Below are 23464 nucleotides of genomic sequence, written 5' to 3'. Positions count from 1 at the left end.
GTTATGCCTCGTTTCGCTGAGTGGGAGTAAAGAAGTCGTGACCAAAGTTATGGGCGGCTAGGTCTTGCGCACTGCAATCTCCGGCCTGCAATGGCATCAGGGTGAGGCCATAGCGGAAGGTGTCCATATACACTCGGTATGAGTCGAGCACTTCACTGCCCCAAGAGTTAGAACCAAGTCCCATCAATTTATGATCGAGGTTGAGAGTGATGTAACCGCTTTTTTCTAGCTCCGTCGTGTGTTGTGCCTGATGCAAGTTTTGGTTGGTGTAGAACCAAGCGCTGAAGTTGATCTCTTGTTGCGGTTTTACCAGTAATCCCATGCCGTCACGGTTGGTTAGTGCTGCCCAGCGAACATGTTGGCGGTTGCCATTGTTTTGTGGGAACGGGTAGTTTTCGAACATGTCAGCGACTGTGCTTTGGTAAACATCGATCAGGTTGGCTTGTTTGCTGTCTTGGTAGTTCTCTTCAGGGCCGCGACCGTAGTATTTCACTTGGTCGAAGTGACCGTTGATGCCAAGGTCCAAGCCGATGACAGGTATCACATGCGGGTAATTACCGTAACGCTCGCCGCTTAGCTCGAGATTCAACTGACCTTCGGCATTGATTTGGTAGCGGTACTCGCAGCGCATACCAAAATCAAACACGGGCGGCGCAATAATGCTGGTGGTCGTGATATCGACTTTGCCATCCACTTGCTCAACATGCAGTGTGCGGAAGTGCTCTTGCATGATTTGCAGGTGCGCTGGCTCCCATAGACCGTCATGCTCTTGTTTATGGTTATCGATCATTGGTTTAAAGAAGTTGAGCTTAGGCTCAGACTTGATCAGTTCTTCACCATTAACCAACCAAGAGGTCAGTTTACCGTTCACTTTCGAGAAGTTGAGAGCGAAGTTGTGACCTGAAATCAAATAGTTAAGTCGACTCTCTTCTACGTGAAGTGGTGTCGCGTTGTGATTGGTAAAGATCTCTTCGACATTAGTGCTTTGCTTGAGCTGGTATTGGTAAACAGCAACCTCATGATTGGCTTCGCTGTAAAGTGTGCGAGAGTCTTTGCGTACTGTGAAGTTGATGAAGGCTTCACGCTCATCCAACTGTGGAATGGCAATGTCGATTTCACGCTCAGAATTAGCGGCAAGATCGTCTACCTTGAACTGAACGCTGCGCAGTGTTTCACCTTCAGCACGGATATCTGCGGTAATGGTGTAGTCATTGATATCGCTAAACCACAATTTGTTCTCAATCAGGAACTTGCCAGCCCGTTCATCAACCGCACGGATTTTCACTGGTGCAATGACTTGCTTGTACTCTTTCAGGCCCGGACCCGGTGTTTGGTCTGGGTACACAAGGCCGTCCATACAGAAGTTGTAGTTGTTCGGGTAATCGCCGTAGTCGCCACCGTACTTGTAGAACTCTGTCCTTGCTTCATCACGAGCGAGAATGCCGTGGTCACACCATTCCCAGACATAGTGACCTTGAATGTGGTCATGTTGGTAGAACACATTCTGGTATTCGGTTAAACCGCCCGGGCCATTGCCCATTGCATGTGCGTATTCACAGATGATGCGTGGTTTCTCGTGTGGGAACTCACCAAAGTAATTCATCAGTTGTGCACGGGAATACATGGTGGAAATGACATCGACCACTTCCGCATCACGGTCTTCTTCGTAATGGACTAAGCGAGTGTCATCGATGGCTTTAGTCGCCTCGTACATCGCGCGAATGTTGCAGCCGTAACCTGACTCATTACCCAGCGACCACATGATGATAGAAGGATGGTTTTTCTGAGCGTGGACGTGGCGTTCTGCGCGGTCTACGAAGACGGCTTCCCATGCAGCATCGTTAGTGATGCGGCTTAAATCCCCGACGTTAGCGAAGCCGTGAGTCTCAACATCGGTTTCGGCCATCACAAACAGACCGTAAATGTCACATAGCTCGTAGAAGCGAGGGTCGTTCGGGTAGTGCGCGGTACGGACTGAGTTGATGTTGTGCTGCTTCATCAATACCAAATCTTTCTCTACGCGGTCCATTCCGACAGCGCGACCTTTTAGGTGATCGTTGTCGTGGCGGTTAACACCATGCAGCATCACGTATTGATTGTTGATGTAGAACAGCCCATCGCGTACTTTGATGTCGCGAAAACCAACACGTTGAGGGATGACTTCAAGGGTTTTACCTAGCTGGTCTTTTAAGGTTAAAACCAGTTGGTAAAGGTATGGGTTTTCTGCTGTCCAATGGATGGGAGCGTCGATCTCAAGCGTAAAACTCGCCTGCGTTTTGTTGTCGATGGTTAGGTTACTGCATGAACCTTGCGCAACAAGCTGGCCTTTATCCATCAGTGCATAGTCAAGGGCATAGCCTGAGGCTTGCAGAGCAGATAGGTTTTCTATTTCGACTTGGCAAGAAAGTGTCGCCGCGACGTAATCGTCGTCGAAATCAGTGCGAACTGTTATGTCCTGGACGTGAACTTGTTCTTTTCCGAGCAAATAGACGTCGCGAAAGATACCTGCTGTCCACCACATGTCTTGGTCTTCAATATAGGTGGAGTCAGCCCACTGCATCACTCGTACTGAAAGCAGGTTTTCACCTTGTTGAACATAGTTAGAAATATCGAATTCAGCGGTTAAGCGGCTGCCTTTACTAAAGCCTACGTATTCGCCGTTTACATACACTTCAAAGTAAGTTTCTACCCCATCAAATTTGATGATGGTTTGTTTATTTTTCCAGTTTTCCCCGAGTGTGAATGTGCGTTGGTAAGCGCCGGTTGGGTTGTCACTAGGAACAAAAGGCACATCAATCGGGAATGGGAAGCCTTCGTCTGTGTACTGAAGGTCGCCGTGGCCTTCCATTTGCCACATATTGGGAACCGTAATCTGGTCCCACTGTTCCATCTTTTGTGAGTAGAACTCTTCTGGTACCAACAGTGGGTTAGTAAAGAAGTTAAAGTTCCATTGACCACTTAGCAGCATAAAGTGGCGGCTTAGTTCACGCTGGAATGTTTGAGCGGTTTTTACTGAGTCGTATGAGAAGAAGTAGGCACGTGGTGCCATACGATTCTCATGCAAATGTAGGAAGTTTTCCCAGTTGTTCACGTTCGTTCTCCCTCGGCCAAGGCAGCTTGTTTGCACTTTAAAAAAGTCTGGTGGTGAATACGCTCACACTGATTCAAAGTGAATTGGGCTATGCCGACGTAATAGTGAGTAAAGGTCTTTTTTGACTATCTGGAAAATATATTAGTAAAAATTTTACTAAAACAAATGTGTGAAAACGTTTTACTTTAACTTGATCACGAATTATTGAGCGATCTATCTGAAAGCTGTGATCTGGGTAAAGGAGTGATTATCTGGAAAGTAAAAATCAGTAAAACAGCAGCGTAATGTAGGTGTACACTTGTTTTTTATAATAAAAAAGCGCTGAAAATCAGCGCTTTATATAACGGAGAAGGGGAGTGGCGATCAAGATTTTGTCGTGTCGCGAAGCTTGAGTTTACTTGGAACATAGACCTGAAGTGGTAATGCTCGACCATCGCGGGCTTTTTCTACCAGCAGGTTAACGCCCTGAATCCCCATCATCTCAGAATGAATCCGCACGGTAGACAAAGACGGGAAGGTAAACTTAGCCGTCGGAATGTCATTCACACTGATTAGAGCAATGTCCTGAGGAATGCTTAGCCCTTGCTCATGAATCGCACGCAATACGCCGATGGCAATCGAATCAGAGGCAATAAATAGAGCGCTCGGGTGGTCATCCTTTGCCAGCATTTGTTTCGCTAAATCGTAACCAGAAGAGCTGGTGAAATCACCACGATAGATATCGTCCAAAGAGACCACGCCTTTCAGTTGACCGTACTCGGCAAAGGCCACCTCGCGGATGTCTGGCGTGTCAGTGGTATCTTGACCGCCGATAAAGCCGATACGCCGATAGCCTTGGTCGATAAAGAAATCGGTAATCTCTTTGCTGATGCGCACTAGGTCAATATCGACGGAATCGAAGGGTGACTCGCTATCACTGAAATCCACATAGCAAATATTGTCGGTGAGTTTTTCAACGTCCTTTAGCACTTCGGCGCTACTGCGGCCGACCAGCAGAACACCAGTGATCTTATTGCTCTCTACTGATACTTCGCTGTCGTAACAATTGGTCAATTCGATGCCCAGTTTGTCACATTGGGTTTCTATACCATGGCGAATCGAGAGGTAGTAAGGGTCGTTAACTTCCGCTTCCTGCTTGTAATTGTATACCGCCAGAAAGTGGTGCTGCTGTTTTCTGGCCAGAATCGACTTTTTTGAGCTGCTGGTTTTGTATTCCAGCTTTTCGGCAATTTCCAGAATCCGGTGTTTGGTTTCTTCTTTGACGCTCAATGTCGGATCGTCATTGAGAACTCTGGAGACGGTCGCTAATGAAACGCCCGCTTCTGTTGCAATATCTTTTAATGTAGCCATGTGTTTTTTCCGTTGGCGAGCCCAACTCCTTTGGGCAAGTCACTGTTTCCGCCATTGTAAACAATCCTCATACGCTTGTAATAATTTTTAGTAAAAATTTCTGACCAGGAATGTGTAAGGCAACAGAGTGTCACTGTGAACAAGTATCCCACTGATTAAACTCAACAATGTTGCATTTACCTATCCGCTTTTACCTGATTGGTTATATGTGAGTCTAAATGATAACTAATGGAAACGTTTACACAATGCGAATTTGATCACGGAAAGTGATCCTTGTTGATTGCTAGACTTTTAGCGAACCGAAGATCACACACTAGGCGTTTAGACAGAGAGGCAAGAGTGAAAGTACTAGTCACAGGTGGAATGGGTTACATCGGCAGTCATACCTGCGTGCAGATGATTGAAGCGGGCATGGAACCGATCATCATTGATAACTTATGTAATGCGAAACAGGCGGTGTTAGATCGAATCGAAGCGCTTACAGGCCAGCGACCGTGTTTTCATCCGGGCGACATTCGTGACGAAGCTTTTCTGGATAGCGTTTTTGAGCAGCATCAGATTGACGCGGTCATTCACTTCGCTGGTCTGAAAGCAGTGGGGGAGTCAGTCCAAAAACCACTTGAGTACTACGACAACAACGTGAATGGCTCTTTGGTGCTGGCGCGTGCGATGCGCAAAGCTGGTGTAAAGAGCATCGTCTTCAGTTCGTCCGCGACCGTTTATGGCGACCCTGAGGTGGTACCGATTACGGAAGACTCGCCAACTGGCGCCACGACCAACCCTTATGGCCGCAGCAAATATATGGTGGAGCAATGCTTGAGTGATCTTTTCGCAGCCGATGATAGCTGGAGTATTACCTTACTGCGTTACTTCAACCCGGTCGGGGCTCATCCGTCCGGCACCATGGGTGAAGACCCGCAAGGCATCCCAAACAATTTGATGCCATTCATTGCTCAAGTGGCCGTTGGGCGCCGAGAAAAGTTATCGGTGTTTGGTGATGATTATCCAACCCCAGATGGCACCGGAGTACGTGATTATATTCATGTTATGGATTTAGCCGATGGACATATTGCGGCCTTAAAGTCAGTCGGTGAACAAGCCGGGTTACACATCTATAACTTGGGTACGGGCCGAGGTTCCAGCGTACTTGAGATGGTGGATGCGTTTGGTTCCGCTTGTGGAAAGCCAGTGCCTTACGAGTTGTGTCCGCGTCGACCGGGTGACATTGCGGAGTGTTGGGCAAGCACTGAAAAGGCCGAACAGGAACTGGGCTGGAAAGCGACGCGCAGTGTGGCGGAGATGAGCGCGGATACTTGGCGCTGGCAATCGGACAACCCGTCCGGGTATCCCGATGTTTAGGTGCAACTGATCCTGATTGAAATGCAGAACAAGATTGAGTTTTTTAAGTTGAGTAATTGAGATGTCGAAGATTGAGTTTAACCCTGTGGATCACCCACATCGCCGCTACAACCCACTGACAGGTCAGTGGATATTGGTCTCACCACACAGAGCGAAACGCCCTTGGAGTGGTGCTGATGAAAGTCCAGCGGTTGATGAGCTTCCGCGCTATGACGAGAAATGTTTTCTGTGTCCGACAAACGAGAGAATCTCTGGTGATGTCAATCCGGATTATCAGGGGACGTATGTGTTTACCAATGATTTTGCCGCTTTGATGACGGACTCGCCTGAGGCACCGCAATCTAATAGCCCATTGTTTAAAACTCAGGGTGCTCGCGGATTAAGTCGAGTGATCTGTTTTTCTCCAGACCACAGCAAAACATTGCCAGAGCTGCCACTGGAAAAGATCCGCGGTGTTATTGATACCTGGAATGAACAAATTGAAGAACTGGGTCAAGAGTACGTATGGGTACAAGCGTTTGAGAACAAGGGCGAAACCATGGGCTGTTCACAGCCTCACCCGCACGGACAAATCTGGGCCAATAGCTTTTTACCCAATGAAATTGAATGTAAAGAGCATCACTTAAAAACGTATTACGACGAACATGGTTCCAATCTTCTGGTCGATTATGTGGGCGCTGAACTCAAAGATGGCTCACGCATTGTGGTCGAAACCGAACATTGGGTGGCATTGGTGCCGTACTGGGCGGCTTGGCCGTTTGAGAGCATGTTATTGCCGAAAACTCATATCCGCCGCATGAATGAGCTGAGCGAAGCGCAGCGTGATGATCTTGCCGTAGCAATCAAAAAACTCACTAGCCGTTATGACAACCTGTTCCAGTGCTCTTTTCCATATTCCATGGGTTGGCATTACGCGCCTTTCTTTGAACAGGGAACGGATATCGAACATTGGCAATTGCATGCGTTGTTCTACCCGCCACTATTGCGCAGTGCCTCAGTGCGTAAGTTTATGGTCGGGTACGAGATGCTCGCGGAGAGTCAACGTGACTTGACTGCTGAACAAGCAGCGCAGCGCCTGCGTGACGTCAGTGATGTGCACTACAAAGAAGGATAATTCCGCTCTACTTTGAGCGGTAACCTTTACCCAATAGAGATGTGACGAATCAAATTTTCGGTGGTGACAATTGATCACTGAAAACTAACAACTTAAGGCTAGGAATTTAATATGTCAGAACTCACTCAAGCAGTAAAAGCATCGTTTAAACAGGTGCTGAATTACCAACCCAGCCACATCATTCAGGCGCCTGGTCGAGTTAACCTGATTGGAGAGCACACCGACTACAATGATGGTTTTGTCCTACCATGTGCCATTAACTATCAGACGGTAGTGGCGGCTGCAAAACGAGATGACAGTCGAGTCCGTGTCATTGCGGTTGATTATGATAATCAGGTGGATGAGTTTGACCTCGCTGAAGAGATCACTTTCCAACAGGACAAGATGTGGGCTAATTACATCCGGGGTGTGGTGAAGTTTTTACTGCAGCGTGGTTATGACGTCCAAGGTGCTGATCTTGCCGTGAGCGGTAACGTCCCTCAGGGGGCTGGGCTGAGTTCCTCGGCTGCACTAGAAGTCGTGATTGGTCAGACGTTAAAGGTACTCTACAACCTTGAAATGACTCAGGCAGAAGTTGCACTTAATGGCCAACAGGCAGAAAACGAATTCGTCGGCTGCAACTGTGGGATTATGGATCAGATGATTTCGGCTGAGGCAATGGAAAACCACGCCATGCTGCTGGATTGCCGTTCTCTGGAAACACAGCCCGTTTCTATGCCAGAAGACGTGGCAGTGATGATCATTAACAGTAATAAACAGCGCGGTTTAGTGGGGAGTGAATACAATACCCGACGTGAGCAGTGTGAGACCGCTGCACAGCGTTTCGGTGTTAAAGCGTTACGTGATGTCACCATTGAGCAGTTTAATGCACAGTCTGACATGCTTGATGACGTTGTTGCCAAACGCGCTCGCCATGTGATTACTGAAAATGACCGTACGCTTGAAGCCGCTGATGCATTAAGAACCAATGACCTTAAACGTATGGGAGAGTTGATGGCTCAGTCTCATGCTTCAATGCGTGATGATTTTGAGATTACTGTGTTTGAGGTCGACACCTTAGTTGAGATTGTTAAGTCCGTGATTGGTGAGCAAGGCGGTGTACGTATGACAGGTGGTGGCTTCGGCGGTTGTATTGTGGCTTTAGTACCACCCTCACTAGTAGACAAAGTGACGGAAGCGGTTGAGAACCAGTACCACGCGGCGACAGGGCTAAAAGAATCTATCTATGTTTGTCAGGCTAAAAGTGGTGCTGGCTTAGTCGAAGCCTTATAAGGACCAACCATGAAATCATCCTTATTTGTGACAATGACTGAGCAGCCTGCTTTTGACGGTCAGCCTGCTCAGCTTGTGGAATTGACCAATGCTGCAGGGGGCAGCATTGTGTTGATGGACATCGGAGCCACCTGGCTCAGTTGTCAGCTACCTTTGGCGTGCGGCGAGCAACGCGAGGTCTTACTTGGTGTAGGGGCCATGTCTGACTTTCAAGCTCAACAAAGTTACTTGGGGGTAACAGTAGGGCGCTACGCAAACCGCATTGCCAAAGGTTGTTTTGAGTTGGAAGGGAAGACACATCAGGTCACAACCAATCAGGCTGGTAACTGCTTACATGGTGGCACAGTCGGAATGGATAAAGTGCGCTGGAAAATTGTCGAGCAAAGTCAAAGCAAGGTGGTGTTCAGTTATCAGTCTAAGGACGGCGAGCAGGGGTTTCCTGGCAACTTAGATGCGTCAGTTTGCTATTCGTTGAGCGAAGACAATCAGGTCGAGATTCGTTATCTGGCAACGACCGATAAGGCAACGCCGGTCAACTTAACCAATCATGCCTACTTTAACCTTCATGGTGCTGAATCCGGTATTGACGGACGTGAGCATCTTCTGCAAGTCGACGCAGAGTATTACTTGCCGACATCCGAAGATGGCATTCCACATGGTTCATTGTCTTTAGTCGATGGTACTGGGTTTGACTTTAGATGGCAGAAAGTCATTCGTCAGGACTTTTTACTTGATGGGCAGCAGCAAATCGCTAAGGGGTATGATCACAGCTTCTACTTCGATCCTAAACGCAATAAACGTCAGCCTATCGCCCGTTTATCGAGTCAGGATGGCAAAGTGAAGATGAGTGTAATCACCGATAAACCCGCGCTTCAACTGTATACGGGAAACTGGTTAGAAGGTACACCTAGCCGCAGTGGTAGCACGTATTCAGACTACGCTGGGGTGGCGCTAGAAACTCAATTTTTGCCTGACTCACCGAACCACCCAGAGTGGCCTCAACCGAGCTGTATTCTCAAACCGAATCAAGAGTACTGTTACTCGACGGTTTACGCTTTTGAGTGTTAAACATGGAAGGTTTAGTATCAAGAAGGCGCTGAGACAGCGCCTTCTTTGTTAATTGCTATAGCCGCTCAACTGAATTTCGTCGCACCACCGTTGGCGAGAAGATAATGGTGTCATTCTCGACAGGCTCTTGACGAGCATACGACAACGCAAGGCGTGCGGCCTTATCTGCCATCATTTGAATTGGGTAGCGCACGGTACTCAAGCGAGGGTGGACGTAGCGAGCGATCAATCCATCATCAAACCCCATCATAGATACCTGCTGTGGTACCTGAATCCCATTTTCATCCAGAACGGACAAAGCGCCAGCGGCCATGTAGTCGTTGTATGCGACAACGCCAGTGATCTCTAACGATTTGGTTAGCAGATTGGTCATTGCAATTTCACCACCATCGTTATTCGGTTCACCATATTCGATATAGCTACTCGGCAACTCAATATTATGATCTCGCAGTGCGGCAAGATAGCCTTCAACCCGTTGTTGTGAATCTTCAATTCCGTGGTTAGAAGCGACACAGGCAATCTTGGTATGACCGTGACGAATCAAGTACTCCGTTGCTAGGTAAGCCCCTTTATGGTTATCGAGCGAGATACAACGTTCCGCCAATTGAGGAATATGACGATTGATGATGACCATACCTTTGACTTCTTTGGCGTAGCCAATCAGTTCTTCATCGGAGAGACCTTTAGCGTGGATGACGAGGGCATCACAGCGATTGTTGATCAGAAGTTCGATCGCTTTTCGCTCTTGTTCAGCATCGTGATAACCATTGCCAATCAAAATATGTTTACCGTGCTCATGAGCAACCGTGTCAACAGCTTTGACTAAAGTACCGAAAAACGGATCGGATACATCACTAACCAGCACACCCATGGTATTGGTACTTTGACTGACCAGTGAACGCGCTGCTGCGTTGGGGCGATAACCAAGCTTATCCATTGCTTTGGTGACTGAGTCAACGGATGACTGGCTGGCTTTAGGGGATTTATTAATAACGCGTGAAACCGTTGCGATAGAGACTCCCGCTTCTTTTGCCACATCCTTTATCGTTGCCATGCTTTACCTCATAAGTTGAACTTGAACATTAAACACTGTTTGTGAAAATGAAGCAATTTGAGATACTTTTTACTGCGATAAATGCGATCTTTACCACTTGTTTTGTAAGAGTTAAGTGTTAGTGTAAACGTTATCTTTTAGTAAATTTTACTTGGGTTTTTATCATGGATACGATCGCTTACACTGATTTTTCAAAACTGGAGATGCGAACAGGCAAGATCATTGAAGTTGCCCGCCATCAAAACGCCGACAAACTGTACATTGTTCAAATTGATGTTGGGGAAAGGCGACTGCAGACGGTCACAAGCTTAGTGCCTTATTACACGGAACAAGAGTTGATGGGCAAAGAAGTGGTGGTGCTATGTAACCTTGCTAAAGCCAAGATGCGTGGCGAAACTTCTGAGTGTATGTTGCTGTGCGCTGAAACCGATGATGAGTCAGAAAGTGTTTTGCTGACCCCAGAACGATCAATGCCGAGGGGGACGCGTATTGTTTAGCTTAGAGATTGTATCGCTAGCCTGACTGTACAATTAGCATTCATATTTAAAGTAATAATGAGATATCGATCATTATATGAAATATCAATGGTTTTATTTATTGGTGGGATTCCTATATTCGCCCGCGAACTTTTATGAAGTAGTTCAAGATATATAGGAATTATAATGAATAAAAAATTATTAGCGGCTCTAGTCGCGGCAGTTTCATTTCAGGCAGTTGGTGCGGAAAACGTAGATGTACAACAGGCTGAACGCGGTTACCTTGAAAATGGCTGGTATCTAGGTGCAGATATCATTGATACAGATCTAGTTTCCGATGAAGACGGGACTAAATCAAACGAAGTTTCGTCAACGAGTGCTTCTGTTTCTCTAGGGTATAACTTTAAGATCGTAGAGGATTTTATCGTTGGTGTTGAAGCGGAGTTTGTTGACTATGGCAAATTTGACTTGGTATATAGCAGTGATTCAAGCATTAAAGCAAGTACAGACATTTATGCACTGTCACTAAACCTTAAGCCGAAGTATTTTGTTTCAGGTTCAAAATTCTATTTAGGTGCTTTAATCGGTGTAGGTACATATAAAACTGATCTTGATGCTGAAGCTGTTGTAAATCAATCTGTTACAGCAAGAATAAGTCAGTCACGTTCCGATACTGGATTCAGCTATGGTGCTGAAATGGGATATGCGATCAACAACAATTGGTTTGTAAACGGTGGTTATCGTGTGACTAATGTAGATGTGGATGGAGCCGATATTGATATGGATACTTTGTTCCTAGGTATAGACTACAAGTTCTAACCGCTTGTATTACCGAATTGAAAAGGGAGCATTATGCTCCCTTTATTAGTTTATCAATCAGCGGATAATGGTGTTCTTCTACACCGGCGAGGTTGCCATACTTAGGCGCATGTCGGTCATCTTCTCTTGGGAAGTGCCAGCCGATGGTGTGCTCAATAAATTGTTTGGCAAACTGTTCGGAAATTTCCAGACAACCTGCTAATACGGTATCGACATAGGTTTGCATGATAGGGCTCAGGTTACATGGTGGCTCTGGGTTGTCTTTGATATACACCCAAACCTGATCATTGGCACGAAACGGGTTATCACACTCAAGCTGTGAATGGAGCACTTCCACTCGATGGTAGCCTCGCTCGCGAACATCAAACTCACTCAGCTCATCTTCGCTGATTTCAAGTAGTACTCCATTGACTAAGCCTTCGCCTTTATTTACTACTAGTGGCGAAAGGATATAACTGTCATCCACTTTACCCCAGTAGCGTTTGAAGCCATGAACAATGGCAGGCAAAGCTTGCGCGGTTTTTCCTGTCAGTTGTCTCGATGCGGAGTTCATTAAACTGCCGTAGCCAAAGATGTAAATTGCCATGTAATTTCCCTCTGTGTTCAACAAACAACCTAAAGGTTTTTACCACAAAAGAAAAGACCCCGTAAAAACGGGGTCTGAATAGCGCGCAAAATAGGGGGATGGCGCTTAAGGTGCTTAAATGATTAAGCAGTTGCTAGCTGTGCTTTCGCTTTACGCATCTTCTTAAGTGAAATACAGGTCAGGGCGGTCACGACTGTACCTGCCGCCATACAAACGAGAGCCATCAGTGGTAGGTTCATTGCGCCAAGTAATGCGACAACCGGACCACCGTGCGCGACGCTGTTGGTGATACCAAATGAGAATGCCATTACCGCCGCTACCATGGAGCCAAGCACGTTAGCAGGTATCACAGACATTGGGTCTTGCGCGGCAAATGGAATTGCGCCCTCTGAGATACCGACCAGGCCCATGGCGCCAGCCGCTTTACCAGCTTCGATTTCTGATTCTTCAAATAGATTGAATTTACGACCAAGGAATGTGGCTAGACCCATACCAAGAGGTGCTACAGGAATCGCACATGCCATGGCACCCATAAATTGTGTCTGACCACTGGCGATCATACCGACGGAGAACAAGAACGCGACTTTGTTGAACGGCCCGCCCATATCAAAACCAGCCATACCACCTAAGACAATACCCAGCAGAATCACACTGCCAGTACTCATGCTGACTAACATCGCATTCAGGCCGTCCATCAAGCTTGCAATGGGTGCACCAATTACGAAGATAAACAGGCTGGAGATAAACAAAGAGCCTAGGATTGGTGCAATCATAATAGGCACCAATGGCTGAATAAATTTATGGTAGTTGATGCTCGTCAGCCATTTAACAAAATAGCCGACCAGTAAACCTGCAACGATGGCGCCGATAAAGCCTGTGCCAGCTTCTGCACCATAGAAAGAACCATTGTTGGCAATCCAGCCACCGATTAATCCTGGTGCGAGCCCTGGACGGTCTGCAATCGCATAGGCGATGTATCCCGCCAAGATAGGGATCATCAAGGTAAACGACACCACACCGACATCCAGTACTTTTTGCCACATGCTGCCTTCAGGAATTGCCATTCCCGCTGACGTTGGCTCGCCACCAATGGCCAGCGCGAGAGCGATCAGTAGGCCACCTGTAACCACAAATGGAATCATGTGTGAAACGCCGTTCATCAGGTAGCGGTATAAATCGCTACGTGCATTCGAAGAGGTTGTTTCAGTCGTTTGGCTTTCTTCACTCGCTGTATAGAGTGGTGCTTGTAGCGCATTTTTTATTAAACCCTTAGCATCGCTGATAGGGGCTTTGACGCCTGTCGTGATGACCTTTTTTCCCGCGAAACGATTCATATCAACCTGTTTGTCACAGGCGACAATGATCGCGTCAGCCTTAGCTATCTCTTCTGAACTCGGCGTGTTTTTGACCCCGATAGAGCCATTGGTTTCGACCTTGATTTGATAGCCAAGTTCAGCGGCGCCTTTTTCTAAGGCTTCGGCGGCTAGGTATGTGTGCGCAACACCTGCTGGGCAGCCGGTAACACCGATTAAAAAGCCTTGATCGGCTTCTGGGTTGTCTTGCTGATCTTGTGGTTTGGCGAGCAGTAATTCTAACGCTTCTTCAGAAGAACTGGCCTGCATAAAACGTTCAATAAAACCGTCTTCGATCAGTTTGGAAGAGAGTTCAGCCAGCACCTCGATGTGATGATCTGCACCGCCATCAGGAGAGGCAATCATGAAAAATAGTTTACTCGGCTGACCGTCTTCTGCGCCGTATTCTATCCCTTGGCGGCTAATACCAATCGCGACAGCGGGTTGGGAAACCGCGGCACTTTTGGCATGAGGCAGCGCGACGCCATCTTCAAAGCCTGTGTTGCCAATCTCTTCTCGAGCCTGAATATCACTGAGGAATTGCGCTTTGTCGCTGATGCGGTGGTTGTTGCTCAGCAGTTCGATCAGTTCTTCGAATACTTCTTGCTTGGTTGTTGCTTGGAGATCTAAGCAAATCAACTCTTGATTGATTAAGTCTGTGATCATCTCGTTTACCCCGATTGGTTCCGATCTGTGCGGAACTTGTTTTTTATCTGAGGGTAATTGTGGGGGATTAAGTCAAGGATTTTTAGTGTACCAGAAATGCATTTACTGGATTATTGTAACTATGGATTTGGAGTGTGATCGAACTCAATTATTGATTTAAGTGTAATTAGTTTATTTTGTTTGGTATTAATCTTTAAATATCATGTATTTAATTGTTTTTATTGAGTGTTTCTATCTTTGGAAGGAAAAATACAAATCGTAAAAACTAGAGTATAGTAACCTCAATTTTTACTGCTTTTTTGTTGATGGAAGTCACGAAAAGTGATTGTTTGAGAGGGACTATGAGCCATATATTCCATGAGTTACTCGATAATGTTATTCATGAACGGGAGCATTTTAGTCGTATCTGGTTTGCTGCAGACAAACTCACGCCCCCGGCTTTTAGCTATCAGGTGAACTTTCCACGGCTTGAGCTCGTTTTAAGTGGCGAGTACCTCAATCAACTTGAAGATCCTGAACAAGGGATTGCGGACATTAGCGTATTGAGTGGAGATGCACTCTATATTCCTCCTAACTGTTGGAATAAACCGAACTGGGAAAACGAATGCTCGGTACTGAGTTTGCTGTTTGGCCGTCGCCAGTTAGGTTTTAGCTTGGTGAGCAAGCGTGCGGGGGAAAGCGGTTTCTATGACATCCAGAAATATTCTGTACCGACCCGAACTGGCCACGCGGTCGACCATATTTTACAGGCATTGAACGCACTAGCTCAGGAACCTCAAAAAGCTCCGATGGATGAACATTTGCTGGTGGCTCTGCTCAGCTACTGCCAGTCAATGCTACAAAAGCCTGATGGCAGTTCGAAAAGCCATAGTGAAGATCTTTACCAAGGGATTTGTATTTATATTCAAGAGAATTTTCATCGGGCGATTACCCGGACGTCGATTGCTTCGCGGTTTAACATTTCCCCCAATCACTTGTCGCGCTTGTTTCGCCAACAAGGGCATATGACACTGGCTGACTACATCACCTGGGTTCGAATTGACCGTGCTAAGTTTATGCTCAAGCGCTATGACTTCCGTCTACAGGAAGTGGCAAACCGTTGTGGTTACGCAGATGCCAACTATTTTTTTCGGGTGTTTAAGAACAAAGTCGGTATGACGCCGAGCGAATATCGGGCGAGTTAGGCTTGTGCCAGCTTATGGGTAAGAAGTGCTTTTAACGCTTGTGGTTCGTGGCTGGTACGCAGCAACTGGCAATAGTCTGGATCCAGCAATGAGCGAGTCAGGTGCGTAAAGGCTAGCAACACATCACGTGAAGCGTTATGTGGTAAAGCGATAGCGATGATCATGCTGACGCCACCCTGAGCTGGAGAGTTCCAGTCTAATTCTTCTGTCAGCGACACAATGCTGACACTTGGGATATCAATCGCTTCACTCATGATGTGAGGAAGGGCGATACCATGCCCAATAGCAGTTGAAGAGGTTTGCTCTCGCTGAGCAAACTGCTCGCATATCAAAGCAGGGTTTGAGCTGGTAATACATTTTGTCGCGAGGCTGAATGCCGCTGACTTAGTGTCAACATCACTGTGGTGGTGTAAGTAGCTAAGTGGAAAATCAAGATGAAAAGTAGGCAGATTGCTGAGCAGCGCAATATTGGTTAATTGGTTACTCTTATGCGCAGTATTGACCAAGGTGAACTGATCGCTGATGAAATTGGTAAACACCATGCAGGCCAATTCCGCATCGGAGCCTTCAATGTGTATCTGACATAAATCGAACTCCTGACTGCCCAACGACATGACCTGTAACGGGTGCTCGATATTGGCTCTTTCCCACTTGGTGACATTAAGTAACACGACTACCGAGCGAAACATCCCGCTCAAGGCCTTGAGGCGATTGATTTTCCAACTGGCAAATCCATCCTCAGGAAGAACGAACGTAATGCGACGCTCAATCACAGTGATTTGCACCTGTCGAGCACGGCGTCAACATTGGTCAGCACTTCTTCAATAGTAACAACATGGATTTTACAACCAGTGAAGCGCGCCCGCTGTTCTATTTCTATATCTGAAGCAATCAGAACTAAATCTGCGCGCATGATATCTTGAGCGGAGAGAGGGTTTTCAATCCCCATTGCACCCTGAGTTTCGACCTTGATCTGCAAGCCTTTTTTAGGTGCAGCTTTACTCAATGCATCGGCAGCCATGTAAGTATGAGCAATACCGGTAGGGCAGGCGGTTACAGCAACAATTTTCATCTAAAACCTCACAATGTCCAGGTGGGTTATTGTCAACTTCTGACGACTTGGGTCAATGATCCAGATCTTCAAAATTTGTATTCTTATTACTCTTATGTGTCTTTATGACCTTATTTTGTAGGGTCATAAAGACACGAGTTTTTCTTAACATATTGAATTTCGGTTGATTTAACACTGGAATGAATATTGCTGTTAGATAGTTAGATTCAATATTTGGAGTGACCATTGTGCTCAATATTACTGACAAAAAAGTCGAAGAAGCCATTCCGCCGATTTTACGTCTGGGGTTCCGGCCCTTCTTTTTGCTTGGGGCCGTTTATGCTGTTATTGCTGTCGCCTTGTGGGTATGGATGTTTCAAAACGGCCAGCCTGCGACGTTAAAGGTACCGGCTTTGTGGTGGCATGTGCATGAGATGCTGTTTGGCTTCTCGATGGCGATTGTGGTGGGGTTTGTCTTGACCGCAGTCCAAAACTGGACGGGAATCAATGGCACCAAGCACCATAGATTGGCGGTATTGGTTGGCTTGTGGCTACTTCCGCGTGTGCTGTTCTGGACACCTGCGCCTTTGTGGTTGATTTCATCGATAGAGGCTCTGTTTATCGCTTTTGCTGCTTATGAAGTTGGCAGTCGAGTGATCAAAGCCAAAGGGTGGAAAAATCTGTTCTTTGTGCCTTTATTTGTTTTGGCGATTGTGGCGAATTTTGCCAGCTACGCGACCATCAAGGGGATGCCGCCGTTTCCTTCTTCGGCGGTCTGGCAAGCAATGTTGTGGTGGTTTACGATTTTACTGTCGGTAATGGGCGGGCGAGTGATTCCATTCTTCACAGCTCGGCGATTTAATTTTGAGAAACCACAGCCGATGACTTGGCTAGAATGGACGGCAAACCTCCCGCTGGTCAGTTTATTTATTCTGAGCTTTTTCCCTGTCACTTTTGCTCAGCTTGGGCCTTCTCTGATGGTCATTTCCGGTTTAGCACATTTAGTACGTGTGATGAGATGGCAGCCGTGGCGCACCGTTAAAGAGCCGCTGGTATGGGCACTACATTTAGCTTACTTGTGTATTCCGGTCAGCCTATTATTGAGAGGGGTACTCGATAACCCATTTGCGGGCCACAATATGTTGCATCTGTTTGCGATTGGAGCGCTCGGTGGTTTGATACTGGCGATGATCGCTCGTGTAACCATGGGACATACTGGGCGAGCAATTTATCAGGGGCCAAATATGGCGTTAGCATTCGCTATGCTGACGGCAGCTGCGTTAGTTCGTAGTGTTGGTGTAGTTCTGTGGCCAGCCCAAATGATGTTGATGATCGATATCAGCGGGTTGTTGTGGGTGCTGGCGTTTACTCTGTATGTGATTAAGTTTGGCCCTATGTTGCTAAAAGCGAGAGTTGACGGTCATCCAGGTTAAGTAGCTAACGGCTGCATTCGCGCGCTGATCGATTCACTTAGCAGAAAAATAAAAAGGGTTGATGCATATACATCAACCCTTTTTCTGTTCAGCTACCAGCTTAGTTATTGCTGTGTAGCTCAGAATTCAGCTCTACTGCAGTTTTGTTCGCCAGACATTCAATTTGACCAGTTACTGAGTTGCGACGGAACAGCAAGTCAGACACGCCAGCTAGGTCGCGTGCTTTCACCACTTCCACTTCGTTGCCTTCTGAATCCAGCATACGAACCTTAGCACCCGCAGTGACATACAGACCAGACTCAACCGTACAACGATCGCCCAGTGGGAAACCAAGGCCTGCGTTTGCGCCTAACAGTGAACTTTCACCGATAGAAACGACAACTGAACCACCACCAGATAGCGTACCCATGATTGAAGCACCGCCACCGATATCAGAGCCGTTACCAACCACAACGCCAGCAGAGATACGGCCTTCAACCATGCTCACACCCGTTGTACCCGCATTGAAGTTGATGAAACCTTCATGCATAACGGTTGTGCCTTCGCCAACGTGAGCGCCAAGGCGAACACGTGAAGTATCAGCGATACGCACACCAGCAGGTACAACGTAATCAACCATTTTAGGGAATTTGTCGACACAATCGACAGATAGGTTGCGGCCTGCTAGGCGTGCTTCAATTTGGCGATCAGCCAGTTCTGGCAGATCGATAGGGCCTTCGTTGGTCCACGCAATGTTGTGCAGTAGGCCAAAGATACCGTCAAGCACAGTACCGTGGGGTTGAACTAGGCGGTTAGAGATAAGCTGAAGCTTCAGGAAGCCTTCAGCAACAGAAGCTGGCTTCTCATCTGCAGCAAGAACAACAAGTACTAGCGGTTGTGAAGACTCCGCAGCTTTAGCTGCGAATGAGGCGTTTGCAGCATCACCGTTTGCTTCGAATGCACCAGCAAGTTCAGCACTTTGTGCCGCAGAGATTTCGAACGCTTGGTTGCCTTGCTCGTAACCTGCTACTTTTGCGACTGCGTCTACCAGTGCGTCAGACGGGTTAAGAACTGGGTTCGGGAAAAATGCTTCAATGATTTTTCCATCGCGGTTTTTGGTTGCCGTACCGAAGGCTAGAGAAAAGTAAGCCATGTTAAATCTCCGTGTAGTAATCGTCAGTCTGGAAGAGTGAACTCTTCCTCCAAATCAGTTGAGTTCATCATAAAGAGAGCTTTTTCGACTTTAAAGAGCAGAAACAGATAAAGTCTGTAGGTCGATACGTTTTGTCTCTTTAGCGATATCTTGTCTTTTTATCTATATAGGTAAGTTGTGAGGGCGATAATGGTCATTGAGTGTGAAAGCAAAATAAAAAGAGCCCGAAACTGAGTTTCGGGCTCTTTAAATAAGACTTTACTTTAAACTGATTGGCGTTTGCTTTTTAGCTTTATATTGTCCAACCAAGACACCCGTTGAGCTTGGGTGCGAAAGCAAAATTACTTGCTTAGGTCTTCTGCGTGCTCAGATAGGAACGCTGCAACACCTTTTGGAGATGCGTCCATACCTGCTTTACCTTCTTCCCACTGTGCAGGACATACTTCACCGTTCTTCTGGTGGAAGTTTAGAGCGTCAACCATGCGTAGCATTTCGTCGATGTTACGGCCTAGTGGTAGGTCGTTAACAACTTGGTGACGTACAACGCCTTCTTCGTCGATTAGGAAAGAACCACGGAAAGCAACGCCTGCTTCTGGGTGCTCAACGTCGTATGCTTTACAGATTTCGTGCTTAACGTCAGCAACTAGTGGGTACTTAACTTGACCGATACCGCCATCTTCGATAGCAGTGTTACGCCATGCGTTGTGAGAGAACTGAGAATCGATAGAAACACCGATTACTTCAACACCTTTAGCTTGGAAATCAGCTAGACGGTTGTCGAAAGCGATTAGCTCAGATGGGCAAACGAAAGTGAAATCTAGTGGGTAGAAGAAAACAACCGCTTTCTTACCTTTAGTGAACTCTGCAAAGTTGAAGTTATCAACGATCTCACCGTTACCTAGAACAGCTGCAGCAGTAAAATCTGGGGCTTGACGACCTACTAGTACCATTTTTTTGCTCCTAAAATATATGGTTAGTTCCAAACCAATTGATTCGTTTTTGGTTTGGTCCGTGTTTGTACGCGACAAACTATAGTACAGATTGTAGTATGGAAAAAAGCGAAATAAATAGATTGAGTTAATCGAAAAAAGCGATAATGCTAAACCATTATCTTGATCACTGGATGAGCAGTAGTTACATATAGAATTATGAATAAGTGGCCTAGCCTCAAGCAATTACATTATTTGATAACCCTTCACGAAACACGCCACTTTAGTGAGGCGGCAGAACGGTGCTTCGTGAGTCAGTCAACGCTCAGTAAAGGTATTCAAAACCTTGAAGAACTGATTGGTTGCCCTCTTTATGAGAAGAAAGATAAGAAAAGCCCATTAGTGTTTACACTGGCGGGAGAGCAAATTGTCCAACAAGGGCGTGAACTTCTGGCAAAAGGACAAGATCTGGTGGAACTTGGTCGTCTTTGTCAGGGAGATGAAATGGAAGGGCAATTGCGTGTGGGTTGTATTCCAACCATTGCGCCTTTTTTACTCTGTGATTTGGTGCAGGAAGTGAACCAGCGCTTTCCTTTACTGAATTTACTGCTAAGAGAAGACACCACAACCAATTTACTGGCGGCGCTGCGCCACGGTGAATTAGATGTACTTATCTTAGCTTTGCCAGTTGATATAGATGGTATGGAAAGCAAAATCGTTGGTAATGATCCATTTCGGATGATCATCAGCCGTAATCAGGCCGACGCGATTCAGACTCCGATTAAGTACGATGACCTGCCTGATGAGTTTGTGTTCTTACTGGAAAAAGAACACTGCCTAACAGAACATGCCGTTTCTGCTTGTCAGCTGACTAAGAAAGAGAAGATTAACCCATTCTCGGCAACCAGTTTACATACCTTGGTTCAGATGGTTGCCAATGGGTTAGGAACCACCTTTATCCCCCAGATGGCAATCGATCACGGGTTGATTGATAACCAGAACTTAGTGGTTGTTGATGCTCCTGGGCAGCAAGCACATCGCCATATTGGGCTAGTTTGGCGCCCTAGTTCTTCAAGAGTGAATACTTTTAATCAACTGGCACAAGTCGTGTCAGAGCTGCTTTAGCGATAAGTATTAGACCAAATCTCGATGATACCTTCCAAAAGTACACTAGTTTTAGTGTGCTTTTTAGCATTTTATTCTGTTGGTGAACTTTAACTTGTAAAATTTTACAAAGAAATCTTGATGAAGCTTTCATTAAATTGTGAAATTTCACAGTGTCAATTTTACAGCTCACTAAAAACACTCTGTTTGACCCGCCTCCGTAATTGCCACGAAATCCCCTGTCTGATAAAGCGATGCCTGATTTACTCGTAAGTTAAACGCGTGTTTGAAACGGTTTTACAGCTCTAATTTTACTGTAATTAAATTACGTAACTAGTTACATTTTGGTGATCAAAATCAACAACTTATGGGCAGCGGAATAAAACTTTGAATTTAGTCGATAGGCTACTTTAGGACTTTTGCTCTACCGCATGTTGGTGTAGTTTAAATGAAGGCTCTGTAAGACTTATGTCTAGATTGAAAAGGCAAACCAAGTTAGCCAAGGTAGAGCTCACAAGACAAAATAAACGAAGAAAGCAGTGATCAATTAGGATGTTTGATTGTTGTTTTATAGTTACAAATGTAACTCTTCGAAAATTAGAGCAACCACTGATACAACCCATAACAGTCATCGTTGTATCGGAGCGTTAAAGGAAGAGAATATGCTTGCCAACACACCAGATAGAGAAAAAACAACAGCCGAAGCCCAAGAAACCTTACACCAAGAAGGCATGCTTGAAGTGACTGGTACCCTTTCACCAGAACATCAGGCGATTTTCCCTGTTGAAGCCCAAACCTTTTTATCTCTTCTGTGTGCTCAGTTTGCCAGCCAGATCGATACCTTGCTTGCTCAACGTGAAGAAAAGCAAGCACGTATCGATGCTGGGGAGCTGCCAGACTTTCTCGAAGATACACAAGATATCAGAGAAGGTAGCTGGAAAATTCTCGGGATTCCTCAAGATCTGCAAGACCGCCGCGTAGAAATCACCGGTCCTACTGACCGTAAAATGGTGATTAATGCGCTGAATGCGAACGTGAAAGTGTTCATGGCGGACTTTGAAGACTCGATGTCCCCAGCATGGGATAAGGTGCTAGATGGTCAGATCAATCTGCGCGACGCAGTGGATGGCGAGATCAGTTACACCAACCCAGTTAATGGTAAGCAATATGAGTTGAAGGATGATCCAGCGGTTTTGATCTGCCGAGTGCGTGGTTTACACCTAAAAGAAAAACACGTGACGTTTAATGGTGAGATCATTCCGGGAGCTTTATTCGACTTTGCGCTTTATTTTTACAATAACTACAAAGCGCTAATGAAAAAGGGCAGCGGCCCTTACTTCTACCTGCCAAAACTGCAATCGCATAAAGAGGCGCAGTGGTGGAGCAAAGTGTTCCATTTTACTGAGGATTACTATGGCCTAGATACAGGTACTATCAAAGCCACCGTGCTGATTGAAACACTGCCAGCCGTGTTTGAAATGGATGAAATCCTATTTTCGCTTAAAGAACATATTGTTGGTCTTAACTGCGGTCGCTGGGATTACATCTTTAGCTACATCAAAACACTGAAAAAGCACCCAGATCGTGTCCTTCCGGATCGTCAGGTTGTGACCATGGATAAGCCGTTCCTAAATGCTTATTCGCGTTTACTTATCCGTACCTGTCATCGTCGTGGTGCCTTTGCAATGGGGGGAATGGCAGCATTCATTCCAGCAAAAGATCCACAGGAGAATCAAAAGGTTCTCGACAAAATTCAAAACGATAAATCACTGGAAGCAAATAACGGCCATGACGGTACTTGGGTGGCTCACCCAGGTTTAGCCAACACGGCAATGGAAGTGTTTGGCAGCGTGCTGGGCGAGAGAACCAATCAACTTGATGTTTCTCGTTCGGATGACGCGCCAATTACTGCCGATGATCTGCTCGCGCCTTGTCAGGGGGAACGAACAGAGCAGGGCATGCGCCACAACATTCGAGTGGCACTCCAATACATTGAAGCTTGGATTTCTGGTAATGGCTGTGTCCCTATCTACGGCTTGATGGAAGACGCCGCAACGGCAGAAATTTCCCGAGCGTCGATATGGCAATGGATTCAGCATGGAAAAGCGCTCGACAATGGTCAAGTGGTAACCAAAGCCTTGTTCGAACAATACCTTAGTGAAGAAATTGACGTCGTAAAAGCAGAAGTTGGAGATGAACGTTATCAGGAAGGTCGTTTTGAAGAAGCGGCTGAACTGATGGCCAAACTGACCACCAGCGACGAACTAACGAACTTTTTAACCATTCCAGGTTATGACTACCTGGACTAATGAATCAATAACAACATCAGTAACGTGAACATTTCGAGGCGGAGATGGATGTACCGCCAGAGAAAAAATAAAAACAGCGCCCGTATTGTCAACAAATAGCAGCGCACATCAATAG

The 23464-nt window shown here is 46.3% G+C and carries 19 protein-coding genes; 10 read left to right on the top strand and 9 right to left on the bottom strand.

Annotation, left to right across the window (positions count from 1 at the left end; all coding sequences use genetic code 11):
* Position 1: 1 nt before the first annotated feature.
* Both ebgA and ebgR read right to left on the bottom strand, forming a co-directional pair.
* Positions 2-3091, bottom strand: coding sequence for a beta-galactosidase subunit alpha (gene ebgA, locus QMA41_RS20060; RefSeq protein ID WP_281630437.1), 3090 nt, complete (start codon positions 3089-3091; stop codon positions 2-4).
* 363 nt (positions 3092-3454) lie between these two features.
* Complete coding sequence (gene ebgR, locus QMA41_RS20055) at positions 3455-4441, bottom strand: transcriptional regulator EbgR (protein ID WP_229630083.1); 987 nt, start codon at positions 4439-4441, stop codon at positions 3455-3457.
* Between the two features lie 339 nt (positions 4442-4780).
* Here ebgR and galE point away from each other — a divergent pair, with 339 nt between their 5' ends.
* The 4 genes from galE (at position 4781) to galM (ending at position 9254) form a co-directional block, all read left to right on the top strand.
* Entirely contained in the window at positions 4781-5800 is a 1020-nt protein-coding gene (gene galE / locus QMA41_RS20050) for a UDP-glucose 4-epimerase GalE (RefSeq protein WP_281630436.1), read from the top strand.
* Positions 5801-5861: 61 nt separating this feature from the next.
* Positions 5862-6914, top strand: a complete 1053-nt coding sequence (locus tag QMA41_RS20045) for a UDP-glucose--hexose-1-phosphate uridylyltransferase (protein WP_281630435.1) — start codon at positions 5862-5864, stop codon at positions 6912-6914.
* Between the two features lie 111 nt (positions 6915-7025).
* Positions 7026-8186 carry a galactokinase gene (gene galK / locus QMA41_RS20040; RefSeq protein WP_281630434.1) on the top strand — a complete coding sequence of 387 codons (1161 nt, stop codon included), beginning with the start codon at positions 7026-7028 and terminating at the stop codon, positions 8184-8186.
* A gap of 9 nt (positions 8187-8195) precedes the next feature.
* Positions 8196-9254: a galactose-1-epimerase gene (gene galM / locus QMA41_RS20035; protein ID WP_281630433.1), complete on the top strand. Its 1059-nt coding sequence runs from the start codon at positions 8196-8198 to the stop codon at positions 9252-9254.
* A 55-nt stretch (positions 9255-9309) separates the two neighbouring features.
* Here galM and QMA41_RS20030 read toward each other — a convergent pair whose 3' ends face one another.
* Positions 9310-10308: a substrate-binding domain-containing protein gene (locus QMA41_RS20030; protein WP_082313489.1), complete on the bottom strand. Its 999-nt coding sequence runs from the start codon at positions 10306-10308 to the stop codon at positions 9310-9312.
* A 164-nt stretch (positions 10309-10472) separates the two neighbouring features.
* Here QMA41_RS20030 and QMA41_RS20025 point away from each other — a divergent pair, with 164 nt between their 5' ends.
* Entirely contained in the window at positions 10473-10805 is a 333-nt protein-coding gene (locus tag QMA41_RS20025) for a tRNA-binding protein (RefSeq protein ID WP_281630432.1), read from the top strand.
* 165 nt (positions 10806-10970) lie between these two features.
* Positions 10971-11603, top strand: coding sequence for a porin family protein (locus QMA41_RS20020; RefSeq protein WP_281630431.1), 633 nt, complete (start codon positions 10971-10973; stop codon positions 11601-11603).
* 31 nt (positions 11604-11634) lie between these two features.
* Here QMA41_RS20020 and QMA41_RS20015 read toward each other — a convergent pair whose 3' ends face one another.
* On the bottom strand, positions 11635-12189 hold the full coding sequence (locus QMA41_RS20015) for a gamma-glutamylcyclotransferase family protein (protein ID WP_281630430.1): 555 nt from the start codon (positions 12187-12189) through the stop codon (positions 11635-11637).
* A gap of 122 nt (positions 12190-12311) precedes the next feature.
* Positions 12312-14207 (bottom strand): fructose-specific PTS transporter subunit EIIC, encoded by a 1896-nt coding sequence (locus QMA41_RS20010; RefSeq protein ID WP_281630429.1) that lies wholly within the window; start codon positions 14205-14207, stop codon positions 12312-12314.
* Positions 14208-14548: 341 nt separating this feature from the next.
* Here QMA41_RS20010 and QMA41_RS20005 point away from each other — a divergent pair, with 341 nt between their 5' ends.
* Positions 14549-15391 carry an AraC family transcriptional regulator gene (locus tag QMA41_RS20005; protein WP_019274123.1) on the top strand — a complete coding sequence of 281 codons (843 nt, stop codon included), beginning with the start codon at positions 14549-14551 and terminating at the stop codon, positions 15389-15391.
* On the opposite strand, the gene QMA41_RS20000 is transcribed toward QMA41_RS20005, so the two are convergent.
* Both QMA41_RS20000 and QMA41_RS19995 read right to left on the bottom strand, forming a co-directional pair.
* On the bottom strand, positions 15388-16164 hold the full coding sequence (locus tag QMA41_RS20000) for a PTS sugar transporter subunit IIA (RefSeq protein ID WP_281630428.1): 777 nt from the start codon (positions 16162-16164) through the stop codon (positions 15388-15390). The two genes, QMA41_RS20005 and QMA41_RS20000, sit on opposite strands and share 4 nt — an antisense overlap.
* Positions 16161-16463 carry a PTS fructose transporter subunit IIB gene (locus tag QMA41_RS19995; RefSeq protein ID WP_006959770.1) on the bottom strand — a complete coding sequence of 101 codons (303 nt, stop codon included), beginning with the start codon at positions 16461-16463 and terminating at the stop codon, positions 16161-16163. The genes QMA41_RS20000 and QMA41_RS19995 overlap by 4 nt, the downstream gene beginning before the upstream one ends.
* 227 nt (positions 16464-16690) lie before the next feature.
* Between QMA41_RS19995 and QMA41_RS19990 the strand changes: the two genes are divergently transcribed.
* Positions 16691-17875 (top strand): NnrS family protein, encoded by a 1185-nt coding sequence (locus QMA41_RS19990; RefSeq protein WP_281630427.1) that lies wholly within the window; start codon positions 16691-16693, stop codon positions 17873-17875.
* A 100-nt stretch (positions 17876-17975) separates the two neighbouring features.
* Here the strand turns inward: QMA41_RS19990 and dapD are convergent, their stop codons facing one another.
* Both dapD and QMA41_RS19980 read right to left on the bottom strand, forming a co-directional pair.
* Positions 17976-19007, bottom strand: a complete 1032-nt coding sequence (dapD, locus tag QMA41_RS19985) for a 2,3,4,5-tetrahydropyridine-2,6-dicarboxylate N-succinyltransferase (RefSeq protein WP_281630426.1) — start codon at positions 19005-19007, stop codon at positions 17976-17978.
* 341 nt (positions 19008-19348) lie between these two features.
* Positions 19349-19957 (bottom strand): peroxiredoxin C, encoded by a 609-nt coding sequence (locus tag QMA41_RS19980; protein WP_019274128.1) that lies wholly within the window; start codon positions 19955-19957, stop codon positions 19349-19351.
* Between the two features lie 198 nt (positions 19958-20155).
* Here QMA41_RS19980 and QMA41_RS19975 point away from each other — a divergent pair, with 198 nt between their 5' ends.
* On the top strand, positions 20156-21061 hold the full coding sequence (locus QMA41_RS19975; protein ID WP_281630425.1) for a hydrogen peroxide-inducible genes activator: 906 nt from the start codon (positions 20156-20158) through the stop codon (positions 21059-21061).
* Positions 21062-21702: 641 nt separating this feature from the next.
* Positions 21703-23349 (top strand): malate synthase A, encoded by a 1647-nt coding sequence (aceB, locus tag QMA41_RS19970; RefSeq protein ID WP_281630424.1) that lies wholly within the window; start codon positions 21703-21705, stop codon positions 23347-23349.
* Positions 23350-23464: the final 115 nt, after the last annotated feature.

It is taken from the genome of Vibrio sp. St2, assembly GCF_947311885.1.
Taxonomy (GTDB): domain Bacteria; phylum Pseudomonadota; class Gammaproteobacteria; order Enterobacterales; family Vibrionaceae; genus Vibrio; species Vibrio coralliilyticus.
This window is presented reverse-complemented; position numbering and strand designations above follow the sequence as displayed.

Coding starts and splice junctions, on each gene's coding strand:
- QMA41_RS20010 (WP_281630429.1), bottom strand. CDS start 14,207: ATGATCACAGACTTAATCAATCAAGAGTTGATTTGCTTAGATCTCCAA.
- QMA41_RS19995 (WP_006959770.1), bottom strand. CDS start 16,463: ATGAAAATTGTTGCTGTAACCGCCTGCCCTACCGGTATTGCTCATACT.
- QMA41_RS20020 (WP_281630431.1), top strand. CDS start 10,971: ATGAATAAAAAATTATTAGCGGCTCTAGTCGCGGCAGTTTCATTTCAG.
- galK (WP_281630434.1), top strand. CDS start 7,026: ATGTCAGAACTCACTCAAGCAGTAAAAGCATCGTTTAAACAGGTGCTG.
- QMA41_RS20015 (WP_281630430.1), bottom strand. CDS start 12,189: ATGGCAATTTACATCTTTGGCTACGGCAGTTTAATGAACTCCGCATCG.
- QMA41_RS20045 (WP_281630435.1), top strand. CDS start 5,862: ATGTCGAAGATTGAGTTTAACCCTGTGGATCACCCACATCGCCGCTAC.
- galM (WP_281630433.1), top strand. CDS start 8,196: ATGAAATCATCCTTATTTGTGACAATGACTGAGCAGCCTGCTTTTGAC.
- dapD (WP_281630426.1), bottom strand. CDS start 19,007: ATGGCTTACTTTTCTCTAGCCTTCGGTACGGCAACCAAAAACCGCGAT.
- QMA41_RS20030 (WP_082313489.1), bottom strand. CDS start 10,308: ATGGCAACGATAAAGGATGTGGCAAAAGAAGCGGGAGTCTCTATCGCA.
- ebgR (WP_229630083.1), bottom strand. CDS start 4,441: ATGGCTACATTAAAAGATATTGCAACAGAAGCGGGCGTTTCATTAGCG.
- QMA41_RS20005 (WP_019274123.1), top strand. CDS start 14,549: ATGAGCCATATATTCCATGAGTTACTCGATAATGTTATTCATGAACGG.
- QMA41_RS20025 (WP_281630432.1), top strand. CDS start 10,473: ATGGATACGATCGCTTACACTGATTTTTCAAAACTGGAGATGCGAACA.
- aceB (WP_281630424.1), top strand. CDS start 21,703: ATGCTTGCCAACACACCAGATAGAGAAAAAACAACAGCCGAAGCCCAA.
- QMA41_RS19975 (WP_281630425.1), top strand. CDS start 20,156: ATGAATAAGTGGCCTAGCCTCAAGCAATTACATTATTTGATAACCCTT.
- QMA41_RS19980 (WP_019274128.1), bottom strand. CDS start 19,957: ATGGTACTAGTAGGTCGTCAAGCCCCAGATTTTACTGCTGCAGCTGTT.